The sequence below is a fragment of the Luteimonas huabeiensis HB2 genome, assembly GCF_000559025.1.
In the GTDB taxonomy this organism is placed as follows: Bacteria; Pseudomonadota; Gammaproteobacteria; order Xanthomonadales; family Xanthomonadaceae; genus Luteimonas; species Luteimonas huabeiensis.
Map to the genome: position 1 here is coordinate 39,038 of NZ_JAAN01000030.1, position 21,782 is coordinate 60,819.

The following is a 21,782-nucleotide window of genomic DNA, read 5'->3' on the forward strand; positions in this document are numbered from 1 at the left end:
CGTACCGGGATGCAGAAACGTTACGACCGTGCTTACTTCGATCGCTGGTACCGCCACGGCGGCATCGGCGGTGCGCAGCGGCTGATGCGCAAGGTGGCGCTCGCGGTGGCCACCGCCGAATACCATCTCGAGCGCCCGCTGCGCAGCGTGCTGGACGTCGGCTGCGGCGAGGGCGCGTGGCGCGCGCCGCTGCTGAAGCTGCGGCCGAAGGCGCGCTACCTGGGCTTCGATGCCAGCGAGTACGCGGTAGCGCGCTTCGGCGCGCGCCGCAACCTGCGCCTGGCGCGCTTCGCCGATTTCGAGGCATTGCGGCCGTGCCCGCCGGCCGACCTGGTGGTGTGCAGCGACGTGCTGCATTACCTGCCCGCGCGCGAGATCGATCGCGGGCTGCCGGGCGTGGCGGCGCTGTGCGGCGGCGTGGCGTTCCTGGAGACCTTCGCCCGCGAGGACGAGGCGGAGGGCGACGACGAGGGTTTCCTGCGCCGGCCCGCCGCTTTCTATCGCCGGCGTTTCGCTGCCGCGGGCTTCCGCCCGCTCGGCTCGCACTGCTGGCTGTCGCCGGCGCTTGCGGAGGTCGCCACCTCGCTCGAGGCGGGCTGAACGCCCGCGAGGCCCGGGCGCCGGAGAACGGCCCGATCGGGTATGCTGCGTCGCAGCAAGCGCCCGGAATCGGCGAACGGATCGGCCGGGCCTCTCCTACACGGGACCGGATCATGTTCCTCTACCAGCTTCACGAACTGGGGCGCGCCTTCATCGCGCCCTACGCCTACTGGGCCGAGGCCAACGCCAAGGCGTTCTCCGCGCCGGGCAGCCTGCTGTCGGCGCTGCCCGGCGCCGAGCAGGTCTCGGCCTCCAACGAGCTGTTCTACCGCATCGCCAAGGACTACGAGAAGCCGGCCTTCGACATCCACTCGATCGAGCTCGACGGCGGCGTCTACCCGGTGATCGAGCAGGAGATCGCGCGCAGGCCGTTCTGCCGCCTGTTGCGCTTCAAGCGCTACAGCGACGACGCCGGCGCCATCACCGATCTCAAGGGCCAGCCGACGGTGCTGGTGGTGGCGCCGCTGTCGGGCCACCACGCCACCCTGCTGCGCGATACCGTGCGCACGCTGCTGCGCGACCACAAGGTCTACATCACCGACTGGGTGGACGCGCGCATGGTGCCGCGCGAGGAGGGCGAGTTCACGCTCGACGACTACGTGGCCTACGTGGAGGACTTCATCCGCGAGATCGGCGCCGAGGACCTGCACGTGATCAGCGTCTGCCAGCCGGTGGTGCCGGTGCTGGCGGCGGTCTCGCTGATGGCCGCGCGCGGCGAGACGACCCCGCGCTCGCTGGTGCTGATGGGCGGGCCGGTCGACCCCCGCGAATCGCCGACCTCGGTCAACGATCTGGCCACGCAGCGGCCGCTGTGGTGGTTCGAGCACAACCTGATCCACCAGGTGCCGGTGAACTATCCCGGGCGCGGGCGCCGCGTGTACCCCGGCTTCCTGCAGCACGCCGGCTTCATGGCGATGAACCCCGAGCGGCACTTCATGTCGCACTGGGATTTCTACCGCAATCTGGTCAAGGGCGACCTGGACGACGCGCAGTCGCACCGGCGCTTCTACGACGAGTACAACGCGGTGCTGGACATGCCCGCCGAGTACTACCTCGACACCGTGCGCATCGTGTTCCAGGAGCACCTGCTGCCGCGCGGCCGGTGGGACGTGGCCGGCGAGCGGGTGCGGCCGGCGGCGATCCGCGACACCGCCATCCTCACCATCGAGGGCGAGCTCGACGACATCTCCGGCCTCGGCCAGACCCGCGCCGCGCACAAGCTGTGCAGCGGCGTTCCGGAGGAGGACCGCCAGCACATCACCGTGCAGGGCGCGGGCCACTACGGCATCTTCAGCGGCCGCCGCTGGCGGACCAAGGTCTATCCGCAGGTGCGCGACTTCATCGCCCGCCATGCCGGCGACGGCCGGCGGCGCGATGCCGCCAACGTCGCCCCGCTGCGTCCCCGCAAGTCCTGATCGGCCTCAGGCGCGCACCGCCTTCACCAGCAGGTGCTTCGCCAGCAGGCCGTGCAGGCGGCCCACGCCGCGGGCCAGGTGCAGGGTCGCGAACAGCAGCAGCGCGCCGATCAGGGACACGATCGGCAGCAGCCAGGGCGCGTCGTGCGGCAGGTCGAGGCCGAACAGCCACACACCGAACTCGATCCCCGGCAGCAGCGACAGCGGCGCCAGCAGCATGCCCAGCGAGGCGCTGCCCAGGCAGACGACGACGGTGAAGTAGGCCACGCCCAGCGGCAGCATCAGCACCATGTACAGCATCGCGCTCCAGGTGCGCGGGTCGGTGAACATGTCGCCGATGCGCTGCAGGATGGTGCGCCCGCGCGCGCTGTACGGCGGGCGTCGCGGCATCCGCTCGCCGAGCATCACCTCGACGATGCGGCCCTCGACCAGCGACAGGATGCGCACCGAGCCGAAGAACAGGATCACGAAGGGGATGCCGACGATCAGCACCGCCAGCCCCAGCGACAGCGACAGCCCGGTGACGATCCAGGTGAAGTAGAAGATGCCGGTGGCCAGCGACAGGGCCATGTAGAACAGCGAGGCGTAGGCGCGCGGATCGGCCGCGACGCCGAAGAAACGGCCGAGCGGCGAACGCCGCGGCGCCGGCACCGGCGGGCGCAGCGCGGTCTGCACCTTGTCCTCGGTGTCGCGGTAGATGTCGGCCACCTCGTCCGGCGCGCCGTAGCTCGATGCGACCGTGGCGATCACCTCGGCCTCGCTGCGATCCGGGTGCTCGGCCAGCTCCGCGCGCAGGTATTCCTCCGCGTCGTACAGCGCATCCTGGATCATCGCCGGGTCGGCGCCCTCCAGCGCGCGGCGCAGGTGCGCCAGGTATTCGGGGATCGTGGTCGGCAGGCGCTGCGTGTTCATGGCTTCACTCCCCTCAGGACGGTATCGACGCAATCGCGGGTGGCGGCCCAGGCGCGCATCCAGTGCGCGAGCACCTCGCGGCCGGCGACGGTGATGCGGTAGTAGCGCCGCGGCGGGCCGGCCACCGAGGGCTCGACGTGGCTGCGCAGCAGGCCGGCCGACTCCAGGTTGCGCAGCACCGGGTACAGCGCGCTCTGCTTGCCCGCCAGCGCGCCCTCGCCCACCGCTTCCAGCTGCTTGGCGATCTGGTAGCCATACAGCGGCTCGCGCGCGGCGGCCAGCACCGCCAGCAGCGCCAGCGAGACCGTGCCGGCGCTCAGCTCCTTCTGGAACTTGCGCAGCTGCAGGTCGATGGCGGACTCGTACTCGGGCACGGCGGGCGGCGGACCGGTTCTGCTATGTCGGGGTCCATGCTATTGGCAAGTTCGCACTAGTGGATGTGCCGGAGGTCAGGGGCGGACCCGCCTCGGCTTGCCGGCTCCGCGTTTAGGCACACAATCGGGGCTTCGCCCCCGAAAGGACCGCCGATGCCCCAGTTCCGCCGCCCGCTGCCCGCGCTGGCCTGCGCCCTCGCCCTGCTGTGCGCACCCGCGTTCGCGCAGGAGATGCCACCGCCGCCCTCCATGCAGGCGCTGCTGGAAGCGTCGAGCCCGGAGGACTGGCGCACCCCCGACCCGGACGACCTGCTCTACATCGAGCTCGCCGGCGGGCGCGCGATCGTCGAGCTGGCGCCGCAGTTCGCGCCCGAGCACGTCGCCAACCTCCGCGCGCTGGCGCGCGGGCGCTTCTGGGACGGGCTGACGTTCTACCGCGCGCAGGACAACTTCGTGGTGCAGTTCGGCGCCAACGTGGCCGACGGCGAGCCGGCGAAGCCGCTGGGCGAGGCCCGCGCGGCGCTGCCGGCCGAGTTCGAGCGCGCGGCCGACGGCCTGCGCTTCCACCGCCTGCCCGACGCCGACGGCTGGGCGCCCGAGGTCGGCTTCGTCGACGGCTTCGCCGCCGCCCGTGACCCGGCCGCCGGCATCGCCTGGATGGCGCACTGCTACGGCGTGCTCGGCGCCGGCCGCGACGCCGCGCCGGACTCCAGCAACGGCACCGAGCTGTACGTGGTGATCGGCCAGTCGCCGCGCCAGCTCGACCGCAACATCACCCAGGTCGGACGGGTGCTGCAGGGCATGGAACTGCTGAGCGCGCTGCCGCGCGGCAGCGGCCCGCTCGGCTTCTACGAGGACCCGGCGCAGGCCGTGCCGATCCGCTCGATCCGCCTCGCCTCGCAGTTGCCGGAGGCCGAGCGCACGCCGCTGCAGGTGCTGCGCACCGACACGCCGCTGTTCGACGCGGTGGTCGAATCGCGCCGCAACCGCCGCGACGGCTGGTACCTGCGCCCGGCGGGCCACATCGACCTGTGCAACGTGCCGGTACCGGTGCGCACGCCGCCCGCATAGGCGCGCGCTTCCGGTGTCGGCGCGTTCGCGCGTCCGCCGGTCACACCGGCTTTACCCTACGCCGCCTAGCCTGCTCGCCACTTCCGTTCGAACCCTGGCGCCATGACCCTGCTCCGCATCCGCATCACCGGCGAGGACGACGCCGTCCGAGGCATCATGAACCTGCTGCAGAGCCTGGACGGCATCGAGCACGTCGAGGAGATCGCGGACCTGATGCCGCACATGGACGACGACGATTCCAGTTCGGCCGGCCTGGCGGAGGAAGACGGGCCGAAGATGCACGAGATCGAGGTGGACGCGCCCAACGCGTCCACCGCGCGCAAGGTGCGCGAGGCGGTGGACGAGCTCGCGTTCCAGCTCGGCGCGCTGGTCGAGTTCGAGGACGACGAGGAAGCCTGAGCGCGCGCGCCGGCCGGCGTGCGCGCGCCCGGCCCGTCAGGCGCCTGTCCGGCGCCGCCGGCGCAAGCGCCGCACCGCCCACACCACCGCGAACGCGACCAGTCCCAGCGGGATCAGGAAGGCCAGCGCGCGGATCGTCCACGCGGTGCCCAGGGCCAGGGTGGCGCCGAAGTCCTCGATCGCCCGGCCGATCTCGCCGCGCCCGCGCTCGCCGCGCGGCGGCTCGAAGCGCACGGTCAGCAGCTCGGTGTCGATGCGGCGCCGGTGCTGCGCGCCCTCGCGTTCGATGGCTTCCTGCTCGGCCTCGGCGGCGGCGATGCGCTCCGTCAGCGCGATCATGTCGGCCACCGACAGGTCGCGGCGCTGCTGGAATTCGCGCAGGCGCTCCAGTTCGCGGCGCAGGCGCTCCTGGGCGACGGCGTTGTCGCGCACCGCCACCGCCAGGTCCTCGGCGCGGGTGCTGCGCGAGCCGACCGTGCCGCCGGCCGAGGCCAGGCCGATCATCGGCTCCACGCCGTCGGGCGCGATGCGCACCGTCACCGAAGCGCTGCGATGCTCCCCGCCCTGCTGCTGCGCGCCGAGCACGCTGCAGGCGCCGAAGCGCGCCTCGCGGCAGGCCTGCTGCACGGCCTCGGCGCGCGCCAGCACCTCGTCTTCGGGCAGCCGCACGCCCACGTCGTGCTCGTAGGCCAGGAACGCAGCGTCCTCGCCGGTGGCGGCCTTGGCCGATGCCGCGGCACCGCCGTAGGCGGCCTCGCCGGCCGGCTGCTCGCCGCACCCCGCCAGCGCCAGCAGCGCCGCCAGCGCCAGGCCCGCCCGGATCGATGCCGGCGCCATGTCAGTATGAGGCCCCATCGACCGGCACCCGCTGCAGCGCGCCGAGATCGATCCCGTCCAGGCAGCGGACGTTGACCGCCGCCATCGCGCGGCCGCTGCGCGGGTCGGTACCCTCGCTGAAGGGCGCGATGCCGCAGACCGGGCAGAAATGGTGCGCGAGCGCCTGCTTGTGGAAACGATAGGTGGACAGCGTCCCCGGGTCGGTGGTCAGCATCAGCGCCTCGCGCGGGAAGAAGGCCAGCAGGCCGCCGCGGCGGCGGCACATCGAACAGTTGCAGTCGTAGACCTGGCCGATGGCCTCGCCGGCCTCCAGCGTGTAGGCGATACCGCCGCAATGGCAGCTTCCCGAGTAGCGCATGGCCGGTTCCTGCAGAGGGCGGGCCGCCAGTCTATCCCCCGGCGCCGGTGCGGCGCCCGAAGCGGCTGCGCTCGAAGGCCCACAGCGCGCCGGCCAGCGCCAGCCAGGCCAGCCACCAGGGCCAGGCCGGGCCGCGCGGCGCGGCCACGCCCGCGCTCGCGGGCGCGAGCTGGGCGCAATCCGCGCCCGTGCAGGCGAGCGCCGCGGTCGCCTCGCGCAGCGCGGCGGCGCGCACGCCCGGCAGCGCATCGGCCGGGAACACGTGAAAGAGCGCCGGCGCAGCGCCGTCGACGACGCGGTGCCAGCCGGTCCGGCGCGGCCAGAAGCCGGCGCAGCGCGCGTCGCCGCTGCGCGGATCGATCCACAACGGATCGCGATGCCCGTCCGGTGTTTCCACTTCAGCGCCTTCGCCCAGGCCGCACAGCGCCACGCGCTCATCGACGAACGCGGGCGCGTCGATGCGCGTCGCGTCGACCGCGCGTGGGCGCGCCACCGCGGCCACGGCCTCGCGCCAGAGCTCGGCGTGCAGGTCGGCGCGGCCGGCCAGGACCAGCCGATAACTGTCCTGCGGGGTCCAGACCAGCACCCGGCCCAGCCCGTGCGGCCGCCACCAGGCCCAGGGCGCGCCGGTGGCGTCGGCGCCCAGCGGCACCGCGTCGGCACCGGCCACGCGCAGCGCGCGCCGCACCAGCGCCGGCGGCGGCGCCTGCGCCGCGTCCGCGTCGAACGGCGCGTCGGCGCTGCCCGCCCCCAGGCGCGCGCGCAGCGCGGCGAGGTCGGCGAGCCCGCCCTGGGGCCAGGCCAGCGCGACTGTGCCCGCCCCGCCCTCGGCACGAAAGCCCGGCGTCCACAGGCCCGGCAACGCGGCGGGCGGGGCGTCGGCGCGCACGATCAGGCCCATGCCCGCCTCCACCGCCGACAGCATCGCGGCGCGCCCGCCCGCGCCCAGGCCGCCCCAGGCGCGTGAGTCGAGCACCAACGCATCGGTCTGCGCCAGCGATCGCGCGTCCGGCACGGCGGCGGCGTCGCCGAGCGCCATGCCGCCGCCGAGCGCGACGCGCGCGCGCAGCGGCAGCCCGGCATCGGTGGCCCAGCGGCGCAGGAAGCGGGTCTCCGCGTTGGGCGCGCCGGCGAGCAGGTGCAGGCGCGGTGCGGGCGGCGCCTGTGCGGACACCGGCAGCGCCGCCTCCTCGAACCGCGCGCCGTCGGCGCCGAGCAGGCGCAGGCGGAACGTCGCCGGGCCGACCGCGAACACCGGCGCGTCGAGGCGGAAGCCGCCGTCGGCATCGAGCGCGGCGGCATCCACGCGCACGCCGGCGGGATCCAGCAGCTCCACCCGCCCGCCCGGCACCGCCTCGGCGCGCCCGGACACGCGCAGCGCGTCGCCGGCGACCGGCGCGGCGGGCCACGCCGACGCGGCCAGGCCGGGCGCGGCGGGCGGCGGCTCGAACCGCAGGCGGCGGCCGCCGAGCGTGTCGCGGTCGCGCGGCGGCAGGCCGTCGCCGACGACGCGGATCGTGCCTGCCTGCGGATACAGCCGCAGCGCGGTGGCCAGGTCCGGCACCCGGCGCGCGGCGGGCAGCGGCGGCGCCTCCGGCAGCGCGACCGCGATGCCCTCGGCGTCGCGCGCCTGCGCGGCGCTGCTGCCGGCGGTCAGCACCACCAGCACCTCCGGCGAGACGCTGCGCGCCGGCGGATGCAGGGCGAAGAACAGCAGCACCGCCCAGGCCGGCTGCGCGGCGAGCAGCAGCGCCAGCCGCCACGGCCGCGCGCGCACGGCGGACGGCGCGCGGCGCTGCCACCACAGCAGGCGCGCGCAGGCCAGCAGCGCGAGCGCGCCCAGCACGGCGGCGGCGAGCGTCGGGGGCAGCGCGGCGGTCATCGCGCCTCCTGCAGGGCGCGCAGGTAGCGCGCGCCGGCGGCGTCTGCGGCCGGGCGCGGCGCCATGCCGCCCGCGGGCCGCCGCATCGCCTGCCACAGCAGCCCGCGCAGCGCCTCGCGGCAGTCCGTGCAGGCGGGGTCCTGGCGCACCGCGTCGATCGCGGCGACCACGGCCAGCGCGTCCTGCACGCGGGTGCGCTCGCGCGCCGCCCAGGCCTCGACCGCGGCCAGCACGGGCGCCGGATCGGCCTGCGCGTCGGCCAACCCCGTCCACGCCTGCTGCAGCACGGCATCCGCCGCGGCCGCGCGGAGCGGCGGCAGCGCGCGCGGGGCGAGGCCGTCGCGCTCGCCGCTCAGGCGCCGGCTCTCGTCGATCGGCGGCAACTGCGCGCCCAGCCGCGGCAGGTAGATGCGGTCGGCCTCCTGCACCTGCTTGATGAAGCCGAGCGCGCGGTTGGCGTAGGGCAGCGCGGCGGCCGGATCGCCCTGGCGCAGGTGCAGCTCCGATTGCCACATCTCGCGCAGCGCCTTGCGTAGCGTCTCGCGGGTCTGCGGATCGAGCAGGGTCGCCGCTTCCGGCAGGTCGTGCAGGTGGCCGAACGCCGCCACCACGCCGTCCTCGCGGCCGAACACGCCGTCGGCGGGCACGGGATCGGGATGGTCGTGGCCGGCGTGATCGGCGCCCTCGTGCGCATGGTCGTCGTGCGCGTCGTCGTGATCGTGGCCGGCCTCGTGCTCGTGCGCGTCTTCGGCCGGCGCCTCCACGGCGTCGGAACCGTCGGCGAAGATGCCACCCGGCGAGACGCGCGGGCGCGGCGGCGGCGGGGCCTCGGCGTCGGCGCTCGGCGCGCGCGCGGCGCCTTCGGCTTCCTCGCCGAGGAACTGGCCGTAGCGCAGCCGCAGCAGCCGCTGGTCCACGCCCAGCGCGTCCGAGCGCGCCAGGAAGCGCTCCGGCTGCAACCGCGGCCGCTCGGCCAGCAGCGCCTCGGCGTCGATGACGATCTGCCGCTGGCTGCGGAAATAGGCCGGCAGCACCTGCCGCGCCAGGCCGTCGAGCCCGTCGGCATCGGGCGGCGCCGGCGGCGGCCAGCGCAGGATCGCGCTCGCGCTGCGGCCGGTCTGCGGCTCGGGCTCGCGGACGTCGCGCACCTCCAGGCTGGCGACGAGATCCTCGCCCGGCTGCAGGCCGAACGCGGCGATGTCGAGCACGGTCTCGAACCGGCGCAGCCGCGCCTCGCCGCGGCCGGCCAGCGTGCGCGCGTGCTCGTGGAAGGTCTGGTTCTCGCCGCTGCCCTCGGTGCGCACGATCCGCAGCCGCGCCTGCGCGGCGACGCCGTAGTCGTCCTCGGCCTCGAAGACCAGCCGCCATTGTCGCTGGCCTTCGGCGCGCAGCTGCAGCGTCGTCTCCGGCGCGAGCAGGCGGACCTGCGGCGGCCGGTCGGCGATCGCGTCGAGCCGGTGCAGCAGCGCCGGCGCGTCGTCGCCGTCGATGCGCAGCCGGTACAGCTGCGAAGCCTGCAGGCGATGGCGGGCGACCCAGTCGTCGCCCTCGCGCGCCAGCGGCAGCCGGGTGCCGTCGAGGAATTCCAGCGCCGCGGCGGTCGGCGCCGGCGCGATGCGCAGCCGCCAGACGAGCCGCGCGCCTTCCGGCGCCTTGGCATCGAGCGCGCGCAGCGCCTGCGCCTCCAGCCCGGTGTAGGCCGGCGGCCGCACCTGCAGGAGCGTCGAGCGCAGCCGCGGCGTTTCCGGCGCCGCGCCGGCCTCGCGCGAGGCCGCCGGCGCGCCCGGCGTGCGCGGCGCATGCGGCCAGGCCAGCGCGACGGCGGCGATCAGCGCGCCCGCGCCCCAGGCGATCGCCAGCCGGCGCCGCGACCAGGCCGGGCGCAGGTCCGGCGGCGGCCGCTGGCGCAGGCGTTCGTGCAGGCGCGCGCGCTGCAGCCGCTGCAACGGCCCGAGCGTGTCCTCGCGGGCGTACAGCAGCGCGCTGCTGTCGTCCATGTCGGCGCGCGCCGCGTCCAGGCGCGCGGCCAGCCACGCCGGGTCGCAGCGCCGCAGCGCGCGCACGACGACGACGGCCAGCAGCGCGAGTGCGACGAGCGCGCACGCCGCCGCCCAGCCGGCGCCGCCCAGCCGCCACGCCAGCGCCACGATCGCCAGCACCAGCGGCAGCCCGGCCAGCGCGCGGTCCAGCCCGACCCGCCGGCGAGCCGCGCGCAGCGCCTGCCGCAGCACCGGCAGGCTCATGGCGCCGCGCCCCGCCGCCGCGAGGTCGCCAGCCAGCGTTCGGCCGCCAGCAGCATCAGCAGCAGCCACACCAGGCCGCCGCGCAGGTCGCGCAACGCCTGCGGCCAGTGCAGATCGATGCGCTCGGGCGCGAGCGCCGTCGCCGGCGCGCGCATCGGCGGCGGCGGCGGACCCAGCAACTGCCGGCGCAGCTCGCCGGGAAAGGCGGCATCGGCCAGCGCCGGCCAGTCGGCGGCGCGCAGCGGCCGGGTCAGTTGCAGCACGCGGCCTTCGCCGTGCCGCGCCTCGTGCGCCAGCACCGTGCCCTCGGCATCGCGCCAGGCCGGCCGCGCGGGCGTGGTGTCGGACCACGCCGCATCGGCCGCCAGCAGCGCGGTGCCGCCGGCGCCGACCCAGTCGCGGACCGCGGCGGGCACCTCGCCGGCGACCAGCCAGGCCAGCGCGCGGCCGGGCGCGGGCGGCGGCAGCGCGGCGGACGCCTCGGCGATGTCCGGCTCGGCGGCATCGGCGCCCGCATCCTCCGCCCAGGCCGCAGCGGCCGCGCGCAGGTAGCGCAACGATCCGGCGTGCGCCGCGTCGTGACGCACCAGCAGCCGCAGCGCCGCGGGCGCGGCGTCTTCGTCGCTGGCGCCGCGCATCGGCACGATCCGCCAGTCGATCTCGCGCGACAGCCGCGGCCGCTGCGCGTCGGCGCCGTCCACGCGTTCCGGCACCCAGACCTGCAAGGCGATCTCGGGACCAAGCTCCATGTCCAGCTGCCGCAGCAGGCTGGAGACCGGCACCGGCGCCGCATCGGGCGCCTCCGCCGGCGCGTCGTCCAGTTCCGGCCAGCCCGGCCGCAGCCAGCGCCTGACCTCGCCGGGCGCCGGCGGCGGCAGCGCCGCCGGGTCCGCGCCGGGCACGACCACGCTCCAGCGCGCGGCCTGCGCGCGCTCGCGCAGCGCCGGCTGCGCCAGCCATAGCGCCATCGCCGCCAGCAGCAGCAGGCGCAGCAGCAGCAGCGCCCATTCGTCGAAGCGCCAGCGCGCGCGCGGCCGCAGGCCCGGCCGCAGCCAGCGCAGGGCGGCGAACGGCGTCGGCACGGTCGGCTGGCGGCGGGCCAGATGCAGCAGCAGCGGCAGCGCCAGCGCGGCGAGCGCGAGCAACCCGGCCGGCAGCAGCAGCATCGGCATCAGCGGCCGTTCCCGGAGGCGGCGAACAAGACCTGCAGCGGCGCGGCCAGCGGCTCGTCGAGCACGTGGCGCGCGTGGCGCACGCCGGCGGCGTCGAGCCCGGCGGCGAGCTGCGCCTGCGCGGCGCCGAAGCGTTCCAGGAAGCCGGCGCGCAGCGCGGCGGCGTCGCCGGGCAGCCACTGCCCGGTCTCGGGATCCTCGAAGCGGCGGCCGTCGCGATACGGGAAGTCGCGCTCGCCGACGGTCAGCACCTGGATCGCCAGCACCTCGCGGCGGGCGGCCGACAGCCGCGCGGCGAGCGCGGCGGCGCCCGGGTCGAACAGGTCGCCGACCAGCACCGCCAGGTCGCCGGGCGCGATCCGCTCCCACACCGGCGCCAGCCGCTCCGGCGCGGGCCAGCCGCCCCGCGCGCGCAGCCCGGCCAGCGCCAGCCGCAGGCGGTCGCGCTGGCGCGCGCCGGCCGCGGCGGGCACGCCGTCCACGCGGCCGCCCCCCAGGGCCAGCAGGCCGATGCGGTCGCCCTGCGCGATCGCCAGTTCCGCGATCGCCAGCGCCAACTGGCGCGCCGCGTCCAGCCGCGTCCAGTCCGGGCGGTCCTCGTCGGCCTGGCCCATCGAGGCGCTGGCGTCGAGCAGCAGCCAGACCGTCAACGGGCTCTCGCGCTCAGCCTCGCGCACGAACAACCGATCGCTGCGCGCGTAGAGCTTCCAGTCGATGGCGCGCGGCTCGTCGCCCGGCTCGTAGGCACGGTACTGGGCGAACTCCAGGCCGGCGCCGCGCTCGCGCCCGCGGTGCTGGCCGATGCCGCTGCGCGCGCCACCCCGCCGCGGCGCGATCCGCAGCCCACGCAGCGCGGCGCGCAGCCCGGCCTGCAGTTCGAGCGATCGGCCCGCCACCTCGGCGCTCAGCGGGCCGGGTACGGCACCGCGTCCAGCAGCGCGGCGACGACGTCGTCGGCCGAACGCCGCTCGGCCTCGGCGGCGAACGACAGCAGCAACCGATGGCGCATCACCGGCGCGGCGAGCGCGGCCACGTCCTCGCGGGTGGCCGCCAGCCGCCCGCGCAGCAGCGCGCGCGCCTTCGCCGCCAGCACCAGCGACTGCCCGGCGCGCGGGCCGGCGCCCCAGCGCACGTACTCGCGCACCGCCTCGGGCGCGCCCTCGCCGGGCCGGCTGGCGCGCACCAGCCGCGCGATCCAGGTCAGCAGGTCCTCGCCCACGTGCACTTCGCGCACCAGCGCCTGCAACGCGATCACGTCCTCGCCGCCCATGGTCTGCGGCACGCGCGGCTGCGCGCTGCCGGTGGTGCGGGCGAGGATCGCGCGCTCCTCGGCCTCGTCCGGATAGTCGAGCGCGATGTGCAGCAGGAAGCGGTCGAGCTGCGCCTCGGGCAGCGGATAGGTGCCGGCCTGCTCGATCGGGTTCTGCGTGGCCAGCACGAAGAACGGCGCCGGCAGCGCGTGGGTGACGCCGGCATAGCTGACGGTGCGTTCCTGCATCGCCTCCAGCAGCGCGGACTGGGTCTTGGGGGGCGTGCGGTTGAGTTCGTCGGCCAGCAGCAGGTGGGTGAACACCGGCCCGGGCTGGAAGCGGAACGCGCGGCGGCCGGTGCCGTGGTCCTCCTCCAGCAGCTCGGTGCCCAGCAGGTCGCCGGGCATCAGGTCGGGGGTGAACTGCACGCGGCGGAAGTCCAGCGACAGCGCCTGGCCCAGCGTGCGCACCAGCAGGGTCTTGCCCAGGCCCGGCACGCCCTCGAGCAGGACGTGGCCGCCGGCCAGCAGGCCGACCAGCAGCTGCTCGACGACCTCGGCCTGGCCGACGATGGCCTGCCCGATCGCTTCGCGCAGCGCATCGAGGCGGGCGCGCTGGGTGTCGAGATCGGCTTCGGTGGGGACGGTGGCGGTCATCGGCGGGGGTCCTTCGGAAAACGCGGCGGCACGTTCGCGCGCCGGCGGATCGGGATCATGCGGTCAGCGCGTAGACGACGATGTTGACCGCGAACTTGGTGTTGTCCTCGGCCAGGAAGCGCTTGTTGCGCCAGTCGTAGTCCCATTCGCAACCGTAGTCCTTGTTGCTGTAGAGCACGCCGAGGCGGCCGTCGATCTCGATGCCCTTGAGGTAGTCGTGGACCAGGTCGTCGCCCCAGCCGTTGAGCTCGAAGCTGGTGGCCGGCGGGCCGTCGGGAAAACGGAAGAAGCTGCCGTACAGGGCATGGTCGTTAGGCAGGCGCTTCAGCGCGCGCGGGCCGAAGATGTCGGCCATCTGCCGCTCGAACGAACGCGCGAACAGGCCGTCGATGTCGTGGTTGCAGTCGTCGGCGAAGACGAAGCCGCCGTTGCGCACGTAGCGCTCGAAGTTGCGCCGCTCGGCGGGATTGAACTCCACCAGCTTGTGCCCGGCCAGGTAGCAGAACGGCGCCTCCAGCATCTTCGGATCGGCCAGCGCCACCACGTGTTCCTGCGGGTCCACGCGCAGATCGGTGTAGTCGATCAGCGCGGTGATGACGTTGGACGGCATGCGCGCGTCCACGTCCCAGTCGCCGGAGTCGTACTTGAGGCGGGTGAAGCGGAAGTCGTAGCCGGCCGGCTGCGCGCGCAGCGCCGGCGGCAAGGCCAGCGCCGCGGCGCCGCCGGCCAGCAAGCGCAGGAACTGCGAGCGCCTCATGGCCGGGCGATCCCGCCGCCGAAATCCCGGACTGTCCGGCCGTTCGCGTTGCGGTCCATCCGCCGATTGGGTAGAAACGGATTCACGAGTCGCGCCAGCCTTCCGGCTTCGCCCCGGCCCGACGATGGACCCGACTGGAGGCAGGCATGGACGTTCGAGCCAAGACCCCGCTTCGAGGCCTCCTGGCGCTCGTCGTCCTCGTCGCCGCCTGCCCTGCGCACGCGGATCCCGATGGTGCGGCCATCGCCGGCATGGTCTCCCACGAGCTGGCCCGGGGGCTCGCCTGCCCCTCCACCCGCAACGCATACGAATGCGTCATGGCGCACGAAGCCCGCGAGGCGGAAGCGCACGGCGTGCGCCTGAGCGGATCGGACGACCGCACCTGCTTCTCCGTCGGCTCCCGCGACTTCTGCTTCCCTCGCGTCGCCGGCTTGCGCTACGTGTTCCTGGGCCGCGCTCATGGGCACCTGGAGGTCCTGGAGATCGCCGACGAAGGCTTCCAGGCGCTGCTGGTCGACGAGACCACCGGCACGACGTCGCGGATCGACAACCGGCCGGTCTACTCGCCCGACGGCAGCACCTTCGCGACGGTGTCGTTCGACATCGATGCGGGGCTCCTCCCGAACCGGGTGGTCGTGCTGGAGAGCGCATCGAAGCGGATCGTGCATCGGGTCGACGGATTTCCGAGGGCGGTGGGACCGGTGGCGATACGCTGGACCGACGAAGGGCGCCTGGCGGTCCTCTCGATCCGGGACGATGGCGACAAGCCGGTTCGAAAGTACGGATCGATCTGGAGGGACCGGGACGGTTCGTGGCGGGACGACATGAACTGAAGGGCCGAATCCGCCGCGATTCCGACGCCGGCCCCCGGCGCCACCCGGACCCTCCGGCCCAGGCGGCGTTGCTGCCCGAGACGCCCGCGCGAGGCCCGCGGCCCGCTCGCGGCGACGCGGGCCGCCCGTCCTCACACCGCGTCCGACAGCGAGGTGAAGGTGAAGTCGCGCAGGCGCATCGGCGGCAGCATCATCACGAAGCTCGATTCGTCGCCGGCCACGCGCACCGGCCGCCCCAGCTCGTCGATGTTGTTGAGCATGATCACGGGCGATTCGTTGAAGCGGAAGTTCTTGACCGGGTGCGCGATGCGGCCGTTCTCGATGTAGAAGGTGCCGTCGCGGGTCAGGCCGGTCAGCAGCACGGTCTGCGGATCGACCATGCGGATGTACCAGGTGCGGGTGACCAGGATGCCGCGCTCGGTGCCGGCGACCAGTTCGGCGGTGGACTTGTCGCCGCCGGCCATGATCAGGTTGCCGGGCCGGCCGACCGCGCGCTGGCCCTGCTGCTCGGCCCAGTAGCGCGAATAGTTCAGCGCGGCGATCTTGCCGTCCTCGATCAGCGCCATGCGCTCGCGCGGCAGGCCGTCCTGGTCCCAGGGCAGCACCGGCGCCTCCGGGTGCCAGGGGTCGGCGTGGATGTTGACCCGCGGGTCGTAGACCTGCTCGCCGAGCTTGTTGCCGCCGCCGCGCTTGGACAGGAAGCTGCGGCCTTCGTCGGCACTGCGCGCGTCGAAGTAGCGCATCATGAACGACACCAGCCCCGCCACCGCCGCCGGCTCCAGGATCACGGTGTACTTGCCCGGCTCCAGCGCCTTGGCCTCGACCGACTCGCTGGCCTTGCGCATGGCGACCTGGATGTCGCGGCCGGCGTCGAAATCGCTGGCGTCCTTGAGGCTGCGCCCGACCCAGCCGGAGCCGCGGCCGTCGGCGGTGCGCACGGTGCAGGTGTAGTTGAAGTTGGTGCCGCGCTGGTAGCCGAAGTTGCCGTTGGAGTTGGCGAACGCGGTGAAGCTCTGGCCGTCGAGCAGGAAGCCGGCGGCCACCAGGTTCTCGCGGCGGCACGGCAGGATCGAGTCGGCGGCCACCTTGGCGCGGAACTCGGGATCGATGGCGGCGGTGGATTCGCTGAAGGTGGCGCTCGGCCGGTAGGTCTGCTTGCCGATGGCCGGCATGAACTCCGGATTCTCCGGCGCCAGCCGGGCGAGGTCCTCGGCCCGGCGCACTACCCGCTCCAGCGAGGCGTCGTCGAATTCGTTGATCGAGGCGGTGCCCACGCGGCGGCCGAAGGCGACCTGCACGTCGAGCGAGACGTCGTCGACCACGCCGCTGGTGGAGACGTTGTTGAGCGCGAAGCGGATGTTGCCGTCCACCGAGCCGTTCAGGGTGGCGGTGCACTCGTCGGCGGTGGACAGCGCGACGACCTTCTCCAGGAGGGTGCGCGCCTGCTCTTCGGTCAAAATGGTCATGTCCTGCGGATCTCCTGGTCAGCCGAGCGAGCGGGCGGTGTTGATGACGTTGATGCCGTCGAAGCGGGCGGTGGCCGAGCCGTGCGAGACCGCCGAGACCTGGCTGGGCTGGCCCTTGCCGTCGAAGAACGAACCGCCCAGGCGGTAGTCGCTTTCGTCGCAGATCGCGCTGCACGCGTTCCAGAATTCCGGCGTGCGGATCTGGTAGGCGACGTCCTCGATCATGCGGGTGATCTCGCCGTTCTTGATCTCGTAGAACAGCTGCCCGCCGAACTGCGCGTTGTAGCGCTGCTGGTCGATCGAGAACGAGCCGTCGCCGACGATGTAGATGCCGTTCTCGACGTCGCGGATCATCTGCGCCACCGACAACGGCGTGCGGCCGGCCGCCAGCGAGACGTTGGGCATGCGCTGGAACTGCACGCTCGACCAGGAGTCGGCGTAGCAGCAGCCGTCGGATTCGCTCTTGCCCAGGATGTGGGCCTGGTCGCGGATGGTCTGGTAGTCCACCAGGCGGCCGTTGCTGATCAGGTCCCAGCGCTTGGTGGCCACGCCCTCGTCGTCGTAGCCCACCGCGCCCAGGCTGCCGGGCTGGGTCTTGTCGGCGAAGATGTTGACCAGCTCGCTGCCGTACTGGAAGCGCTCTTCGCGCTTGTCCAGCGTGGCGAAGCTGGTGCCGGCGTAGTTGGCCTCGTAACCCAGCACGCGGTCCAGTTCCAGCGGGTGGCCGACCGATTCGTGGATGGTCAGCCAGGTGTGCGAGGGATCGAGCACGAGGTCGTAGCGGCCGGGCTCGACCGAGGGCGCGGCGAGCTTCTCGCGCGCCTGCCGGGCCGCGGCCACCGCGTCCTCGCGCATGTCGTAGGACAGGCCGTAGTTGACCACCCCGTTGGGCGAGACGAACTTCTGCGCCGGGTCGCCGTCGAGGTACTCGTAGCCCATGCCCATCGGCGCCGACAGGCCCTCGCGGGTGCGGAACTTGCCGCTGGCCTTGTCGATGGCGGTGACCGTCATCGGCGCCCAGATGCGGTGCACGTCCTGGTCGATGTAGGAGCCGTCGGTGCTGGCGAAGTACTTCTGCTCGTTGACCAGGAACAGCGTGGAATTGACGAAGTCGGCGCCGGCCTGCAGCGCCGCGGCGTTGACGCCCAGCAGCAGATCGACCTTGTCCTTGAGCGGGACTTCCATGGCGTTCTTGCGGATCGGCGTGCGCCAGGAGACTTCGCCCACGCCGCGCACCGGCGCCAGCCGCACCGGCTCGGTCTGGATCTTCGCGTTCGCCTTGGCGATGGCCGCGGCCTGCCGCGCGGCCTGCGCCACGCCGTCCTCGGTCAGGGTGTTGGTGGCGGCGAAGCCCCAGGCGCCGTCGGCGATCACCCGCACGCCCACGCCGGTGGATTCGGCGTTGACCACGTTCTGCACCTTGTCCTCGCGCGTCATCACGAACTGCCGCAGGTAGCGGCCGATGCGCACGTCGCAGTAGCTGGCGCCGGCGCCGGTGGCGGCGCCGAGCGCGGCATCGGCCAGCCGCTTCTTCACCGCGACGTCGAGGGTGGTGAGCAGTTCTTCGGCGGCGATCGCCCGCCCGAACAGGGACGGCACCATCAGGCCGCCCAGACCGAGGCCGCCGAGGGCCAGGAAGTCGCGTCGTTGCAAGGCAATCTCTCCCCGTGAATGCGACCGCGGCGGCTGCCGCGGCGGGCTGGAACAGCGCTGGTGTCTCGTTCCGGCGTCCCTGCCTGCGACCGTCCCGATTCTTGCCGCCGCGCGAACGGCGGGTCAAATGACTTTTGGCATAGACAGGGGTCGGGGGGCGGAGGCCAGGGGTCGGGGAAAAGCGCTTTCGCTGTGGCTTATCCCTGGTCCCTGACCTCTGGCCCCTGGCCCCCGCCTCAAAGGCTGCGCGCGGTGTTGATGATGTTGATGCCGTCGAAGCGGGCGGTCGCCGAGCCGTGCGAGACCGCGGAGACCTGGCTGGGCTGGCCCTTGCCGTCGAAGAACGAGCCGCCCAGGCGGAAGTCGCGCGCGTCGCAGATCGCGCTGCAGGCGTTCCAGAACTCCGGCGTGCGGATCTGGTAGGCGGCGTTCTCGACCTGGCCGACGATCTCGCCGTTCTTGATCTCGTAGAACAGCTGCCCGCCGAACTGGGCGTTGTAGCGCTGCTGGTCGATCGAGTAGGAACCGCGCCCGTGCACGTACAGGCCGCGATCGACGCCGGCGATCAGCTCCGCCACCGTCAGCGGCGCGCGCCCCGGCGCGAGCGAAACGTTGGGCATGCGCTGGAACTGCACGCTGGACCAGGAGTCGGCGTAGCTGCAGCCGTCGGACTCGTGCTTGCCGAGGATGTGCGCCTGGTCGCGGGTGGCCTGGTAGTCGACCAGGATGCCGTCGCGCACCAGGTCCCAGCGCTTGGCCGGCACGCCCTCGTCGTCGTAGCCCACCGCGCCCAGGCTGCCGGGCTGGATGCGGTCGGCGAAGAAGTGGACGCGATCGCTGCCCCAGCGGAACTCCCCGCGCTTGTCCAGGGTGGCGAAGCTGGTGCCGGCGTAATTGGCTTCGAAGCCCAGCACGCGGTCGAGTTCCAGCGGATGGCCGACGTTCTCGTGGATGGTCAGGAACAGGTTGGAGGGATCGGTCACCAGGTCGTAGCGGCCCGGCTTCACCGATGGCGCGCTCAGCTTCTCGCGCGCCTGCCGGGCCGCGGCCACCGCGTCCTCGCGCATGTCGTAGCGATTGCCGTAGGCCACCACCCCACCCGGCAGCGCGAAGCGCTGGGCGGCATCGGGTTCGAGGTATTCGTAGCCCAGGCCCATCGGCGCGGAGAGCCCGTCGCGGGTACGGAACCGGCCGCTGGCCTTGTCCACCGCGGTCACGGTGAACGGCGCCCAGATGCGGTGGATGTCCTGGTCGACGTAGGCGCCGTCGGTGCTGGCGAAGTACTTCTGCTCGTTGACCACGAACAGGCGCGAATCGACGAAGTCGGCGCCCGCCGCCATCGCCGCGGCGTTGACATCCAGCAGCAGCGCGACCTTCTCCTCCACCGGCACTTCCATGCCGTTGCGGCGGATCGGCGTGCGCCAGGCGACCTCGCCCAGCGCGGGCGCCGGCGCCAGCCGCACCGGGGCCTCCTGCAGGCGGGCGTTGGCGCGCGCGATGGCCGCGGCCTGCCGCGCGGCGCCGGCCACGCCGTCGGTGGTGAGCGTATTGGTGGCGGCGAAGCCCCACGCCCCGTCCACGATCACCCGCACGCCGGCGCCGGCCGATTCGCCGTTGACCACGTTCTCGATCTTGTCCTCGCGGGTCATCACGTACTGGCGCAGGTAGCGGCCGATACGCACGTCGCAATAGCTCGCCCCGGCCGCGCGCGCGGCCTCCAGCGCGGCGTCGGCGAGCGGCTTCTTCAGCGCGGCATCGAGCGGCAGGGCCAGCACCTCGGCCGCGACCGCGCGGCCGAACCAGGCGGGCAGCAGCAGGCCGCCGGCGCCGAGGCCACCGAGGGCGAGCACGTCGCGTCGTTTCAAGAGCGTTCCTCCGGCAGGCACCGCGCAGGCGGTGCGGTCGAATCGCCGGCAGCACCGGCCCCGCCCGATTCTCTGCGGCCCCGGGCGGAGCGGTCAAAGGCCGATGGTCATGGGCGCTCGCAAGGTGGCGCGGCGGCGCCGAACGGCATCCGGCCGCTGCGCCGGCGCGCTATGCTCGCGGGCTGTCTTCCGCAACGAGAGTGCCCATGCGCCGCAGCCTGATCGCCCTGTCCCTGCTCGCCGTCCTCGCCGGCTGCCAGCCGCAATCGCCCGGCGCCGCGTCCGCCGACGGCGGATCGTCCCCCGCCACGGCCGAAGCGCGCAGCGAGGCCGATGCCGCGTTCGCCGCGCTGGCCGAGCGCGCGCTGGCGACCTGGTTCGAGCAGTCGCCGGTCTCGGCCACGCGCACCGGCGAGCATGCCCACGACCACGCCCTCGACGATCTCAGCGCCGACGGGCGCCGCCGCGCGGTCGAGGCCAACCGCGCGCTGCTGGCCGAGCTGGACGCGATCGACGCCGCGCAGCTCTCGCGCGAGAACCAGGTGGACGCGCTGCTGCTGCGCAACCGCCTGGAGGCCAACGTCTGGAACGTCGAGACGCTGCAGTCCTGGGCCTGGGACCCGCTGCTCTACAACGGCCTGGCCGGCGGCGCGATCTACGGCCTGATGGCGCGCGAGTTCGCGCCGCTGCCCGAGCGGCTGGCCGCGGCGACCGCGCGCATGGAAAAGATCCCCACGCTGTTCGCGCAGATGCGCGAGAACCTGGACCCGGCGCGGGTGCCCAAGGTGCACGCCGAGACGGTGTCGCGGCAGAACCCGGGCCTGCTGTCGCTGGTGGACGAGTTCATCCAACCGCACGCCGACGCCCTCGACGGCGAGGCGCGCGCGCGCCTGGACGCCGCGGTGCGCGGGCTGCGCGAGGCGGTGGCCGAGCACCAGGCCTGGATCGACGGCACCCTGGTCCCGGCCGCCGCCGGCGATTTCCGCCTCGGCGCCGAGCTGTACGACCAGAAGCTGCGCTACTCGCTCAACGCCTCGCTGAGCCGGGAGGACATCCGCCAGCGCGCCGAGGCCGAGATCGCCCGCGTGCGCGACGACATGTACGCCATCGCGCAGACCGTGCTGGCCGATCGCGACGACGCGCCGCAGCTGCCGGCCGAGCCCGACGACGACCAGCGCCAGGCCGCCATCGAGGCCGCGCTGGAACTGGCCTATGCCGAGCGCCCGGCGCGCGACGAGGTGTTCGACTTCGCCCGCCACACGCTCGACGTCGCCACCGCCTTCACCCGCGAGCACGACCTGGTCACCATGCCCGACGCGCCGGTGCGCATCATCGAGATGCCGGAATTCCAGCGCGGCGTGGCCGTGGCCTACTGCGACTCGCCCGGCCCGCTCGACAAGGGCCTGGAGACCTACTACGCGATCTCGCCGATCCCCGAGGACTGGAGCGACGAGCAGGCCACCTCGTTCCTGCGCGAGTACAACGACCGCATGATCCACCTGCTGTCGATCCACGAGGGCGTGCCAGGCCACTACCTGGAAGGCGCCCACTCGGTGGACCACCCCTCCACCCTGCGCGCGGTGCTGCGCTCGGGCCCGTTCGCGGAAGGCTGGGCGGTGTACACCGAGAACATGATGGCCGAGGCCGGCTACCTCGACCACGACCCGCTGTTCCGCCTGGTGCAGCTGAAGTTCTACCTGCGCGCGGTGGCCAACGCGATCCTCGACATCGGCGTGCACGTCGACGGCTGGGACCGCGAACAGGCGATGGAGCTGATGGTGCGCACCACCTTCCAGCAGGAGCGCGAGGCGGCCGGCAAGTGGGTACGCGCGCAGGTCAGCTCGGCGCAGTTGCCGACCTACTTCGTCGGCGCGCAGGAGCACTTCGACATGCGCCGAGCGGTGGAAGCCGCGCGCGGCGACGCCTTCGACCTCAAGGCCTACCACGACGAGGTGCTGTCGAAGGGCGCGCCGCCGGTGCGCTTCGTGCGCCAGCTGATCCTGGACGAGCCGATCGGCTGAGCGCGCCCCCGGCGCCCC

The 21,782-nt window shown here is 73.8% G+C and carries 19 protein-coding genes; 6 read left to right on the plus strand and 13 right to left on the minus strand.

Annotated features, from left to right (window positions below):
* The first annotated feature begins 9 nt into the window (after positions 1-9).
* Together Z164_RS0111870 and Z164_RS0111875 are read left to right on the plus strand one after the other, a co-directional pair.
* The gene (locus tag Z164_RS0111870) at positions 10-600 is read left to right on the plus strand and encodes a class I SAM-dependent DNA methyltransferase (protein ID WP_024890903.1); all 591 of its coding nucleotides are present in this window, start codon (positions 10-12) and stop codon (positions 598-600) included.
* Positions 601-680: 80 nt separating this feature from the next.
* Complete coding sequence (locus Z164_RS0111875) at positions 681-2,015, plus strand: polyhydroxyalkanoate depolymerase (protein ID WP_425477225.1); 1,335 nt, start codon at positions 681-683, stop codon at positions 2,013-2,015.
* 6 nt (positions 2,016-2,021) lie between these two features.
* On the opposite strand, the gene Z164_RS0111880 is transcribed toward Z164_RS0111875, so the two are convergent.
* Both Z164_RS0111880 and Z164_RS0111885 read right to left on the minus strand, forming a co-directional pair.
* Positions 2,022-2,927, minus strand: coding sequence for a sensor domain-containing protein (locus tag Z164_RS0111880; protein ID WP_024890905.1), 906 nt, complete (start codon positions 2,925-2,927; stop codon positions 2,022-2,024).
* Positions 2,924-3,301: a PadR family transcriptional regulator gene (locus tag Z164_RS0111885; protein ID WP_024890906.1), complete on the minus strand. Its 378-nt coding sequence runs from the start codon at positions 3,299-3,301 to the stop codon at positions 2,924-2,926. Before Z164_RS0111885 ends, Z164_RS0111880 begins: the two co-directional genes overlap by 4 nt.
* A gap of 153 nt (positions 3,302-3,454) precedes the next feature.
* Here Z164_RS0111885 and Z164_RS0111890 point away from each other — a divergent pair, with 153 nt between their 5' ends.
* Both Z164_RS0111890 and Z164_RS0111895 read left to right on the plus strand, forming a co-directional pair.
* Positions 3,455-4,372, plus strand: coding sequence for a peptidylprolyl isomerase (locus Z164_RS0111890; RefSeq protein WP_024890907.1), 918 nt, complete (start codon positions 3,455-3,457; stop codon positions 4,370-4,372).
* A 102-nt stretch (positions 4,373-4,474) separates the two neighbouring features.
* Positions 4,475-4,771 carry a hypothetical protein gene (locus Z164_RS0111895; RefSeq protein ID WP_024890908.1) on the plus strand — a complete coding sequence of 99 codons (297 nt, stop codon included), beginning with the start codon at positions 4,475-4,477 and terminating at the stop codon, positions 4,769-4,771.
* A 36-nt stretch (positions 4,772-4,807) separates the two neighbouring features.
* Here the strand turns inward: Z164_RS0111895 and Z164_RS0111900 are convergent, their stop codons facing one another.
* Genes Z164_RS0111900 through Z164_RS0111935 form a run of 8 tightly spaced genes read right to left on the minus strand, consistent with a single transcriptional unit; the run spans position 4,808 to position 13,926 of the window.
* Positions 4,808-5,608: a DUF4349 domain-containing protein gene (locus Z164_RS0111900; protein ID WP_024890909.1), complete on the minus strand. Its 801-nt coding sequence runs from the start codon at positions 5,606-5,608 to the stop codon at positions 4,808-4,810.
* Position 5,609: 1 nt separating this feature from the next.
* A complete protein-coding gene (locus Z164_RS0111905) occupies positions 5,610-5,966 on the minus strand; it encodes a GFA family protein (protein ID WP_043689971.1) in 357 nt (118 codons plus the stop codon).
* A 31-nt stretch (positions 5,967-5,997) separates the two neighbouring features.
* Entirely contained in the window at positions 5,998-7,848 is a 1,851-nt protein-coding gene (locus Z164_RS0111910; RefSeq protein ID WP_024890911.1) for a hypothetical protein, read from the minus strand.
* A complete protein-coding gene (locus Z164_RS0111915) occupies positions 7,845-10,091 on the minus strand; it encodes a hypothetical protein (protein ID WP_024890912.1) in 2,247 nt (748 codons plus the stop codon). The genes Z164_RS0111910 and Z164_RS0111915 overlap by 4 nt, the downstream gene beginning before the upstream one ends.
* Positions 10,088-11,263, minus strand: a complete 1,176-nt coding sequence (locus Z164_RS0111920; protein WP_052338428.1) for a BatA domain-containing protein — start codon at positions 11,261-11,263, stop codon at positions 10,088-10,090. The genes Z164_RS0111915 and Z164_RS0111920 overlap by 4 nt, the downstream gene beginning before the upstream one ends.
* The gene (locus Z164_RS0111925) at positions 11,263-12,159 is read right to left on the minus strand and encodes a DUF58 domain-containing protein (RefSeq protein WP_024890914.1); all 897 of its coding nucleotides are present in this window, start codon (positions 12,157-12,159) and stop codon (positions 11,263-11,265) included. The genes Z164_RS0111920 and Z164_RS0111925 overlap by 1 nt, the downstream gene beginning before the upstream one ends.
* Before the next feature lie 8 nt (positions 12,160-12,167).
* Positions 12,168-13,169: an AAA family ATPase gene (locus Z164_RS0111930; protein WP_024890915.1), complete on the minus strand. Its 1,002-nt coding sequence runs from the start codon at positions 13,167-13,169 to the stop codon at positions 12,168-12,170.
* A 55-nt stretch (positions 13,170-13,224) separates the two neighbouring features.
* Positions 13,225-13,926, minus strand: coding sequence for a DUF4159 domain-containing protein (locus Z164_RS0111935; protein WP_024890916.1), 702 nt, complete (start codon positions 13,924-13,926; stop codon positions 13,225-13,227).
* Between the two features lie 146 nt (positions 13,927-14,072).
* On the opposite strand from Z164_RS0111935, the gene Z164_RS0111940 reads away from it, so the two are divergent.
* A complete protein-coding gene (locus tag Z164_RS0111940) occupies positions 14,073-14,759 on the plus strand; it encodes a hypothetical protein (protein WP_152540938.1) in 687 nt (228 codons plus the stop codon).
* Positions 14,760-14,890: 131 nt separating this feature from the next.
* Here Z164_RS0111940 and Z164_RS0111945 read toward each other — a convergent pair whose 3' ends face one another.
* The 3 genes from Z164_RS0111945 to Z164_RS0111955 form a co-directional block, all read right to left on the minus strand.
* The gene (locus tag Z164_RS0111945) at positions 14,891-16,225 is read right to left on the minus strand and encodes a TldD/PmbA family protein (protein WP_024890918.1); all 1,335 of its coding nucleotides are present in this window, start codon (positions 16,223-16,225) and stop codon (positions 14,891-14,893) included.
* Between the two features lie 18 nt (positions 16,226-16,243).
* Complete coding sequence (locus Z164_RS0111950; protein WP_024890919.1) at positions 16,244-17,878, minus strand: TldD/PmbA family protein; 1,635 nt, start codon at positions 17,876-17,878, stop codon at positions 16,244-16,246.
* 236 nt (positions 17,879-18,114) lie between these two features.
* Complete coding sequence (locus Z164_RS0111955; protein WP_024890920.1) at positions 18,115-19,743, minus strand: TldD/PmbA family protein; 1,629 nt, start codon at positions 19,741-19,743, stop codon at positions 18,115-18,117.
* 206 nt (positions 19,744-19,949) lie between these two features.
* Here Z164_RS0111955 and Z164_RS0111960 point away from each other — a divergent pair, with 206 nt between their 5' ends.
* Positions 19,950-21,764, plus strand: coding sequence for a DUF885 domain-containing protein (locus tag Z164_RS0111960; RefSeq protein WP_024890921.1), 1,815 nt, complete (start codon positions 19,950-19,952; stop codon positions 21,762-21,764).
* Positions 21,765-21,782: the final 18 nt, after the last annotated feature.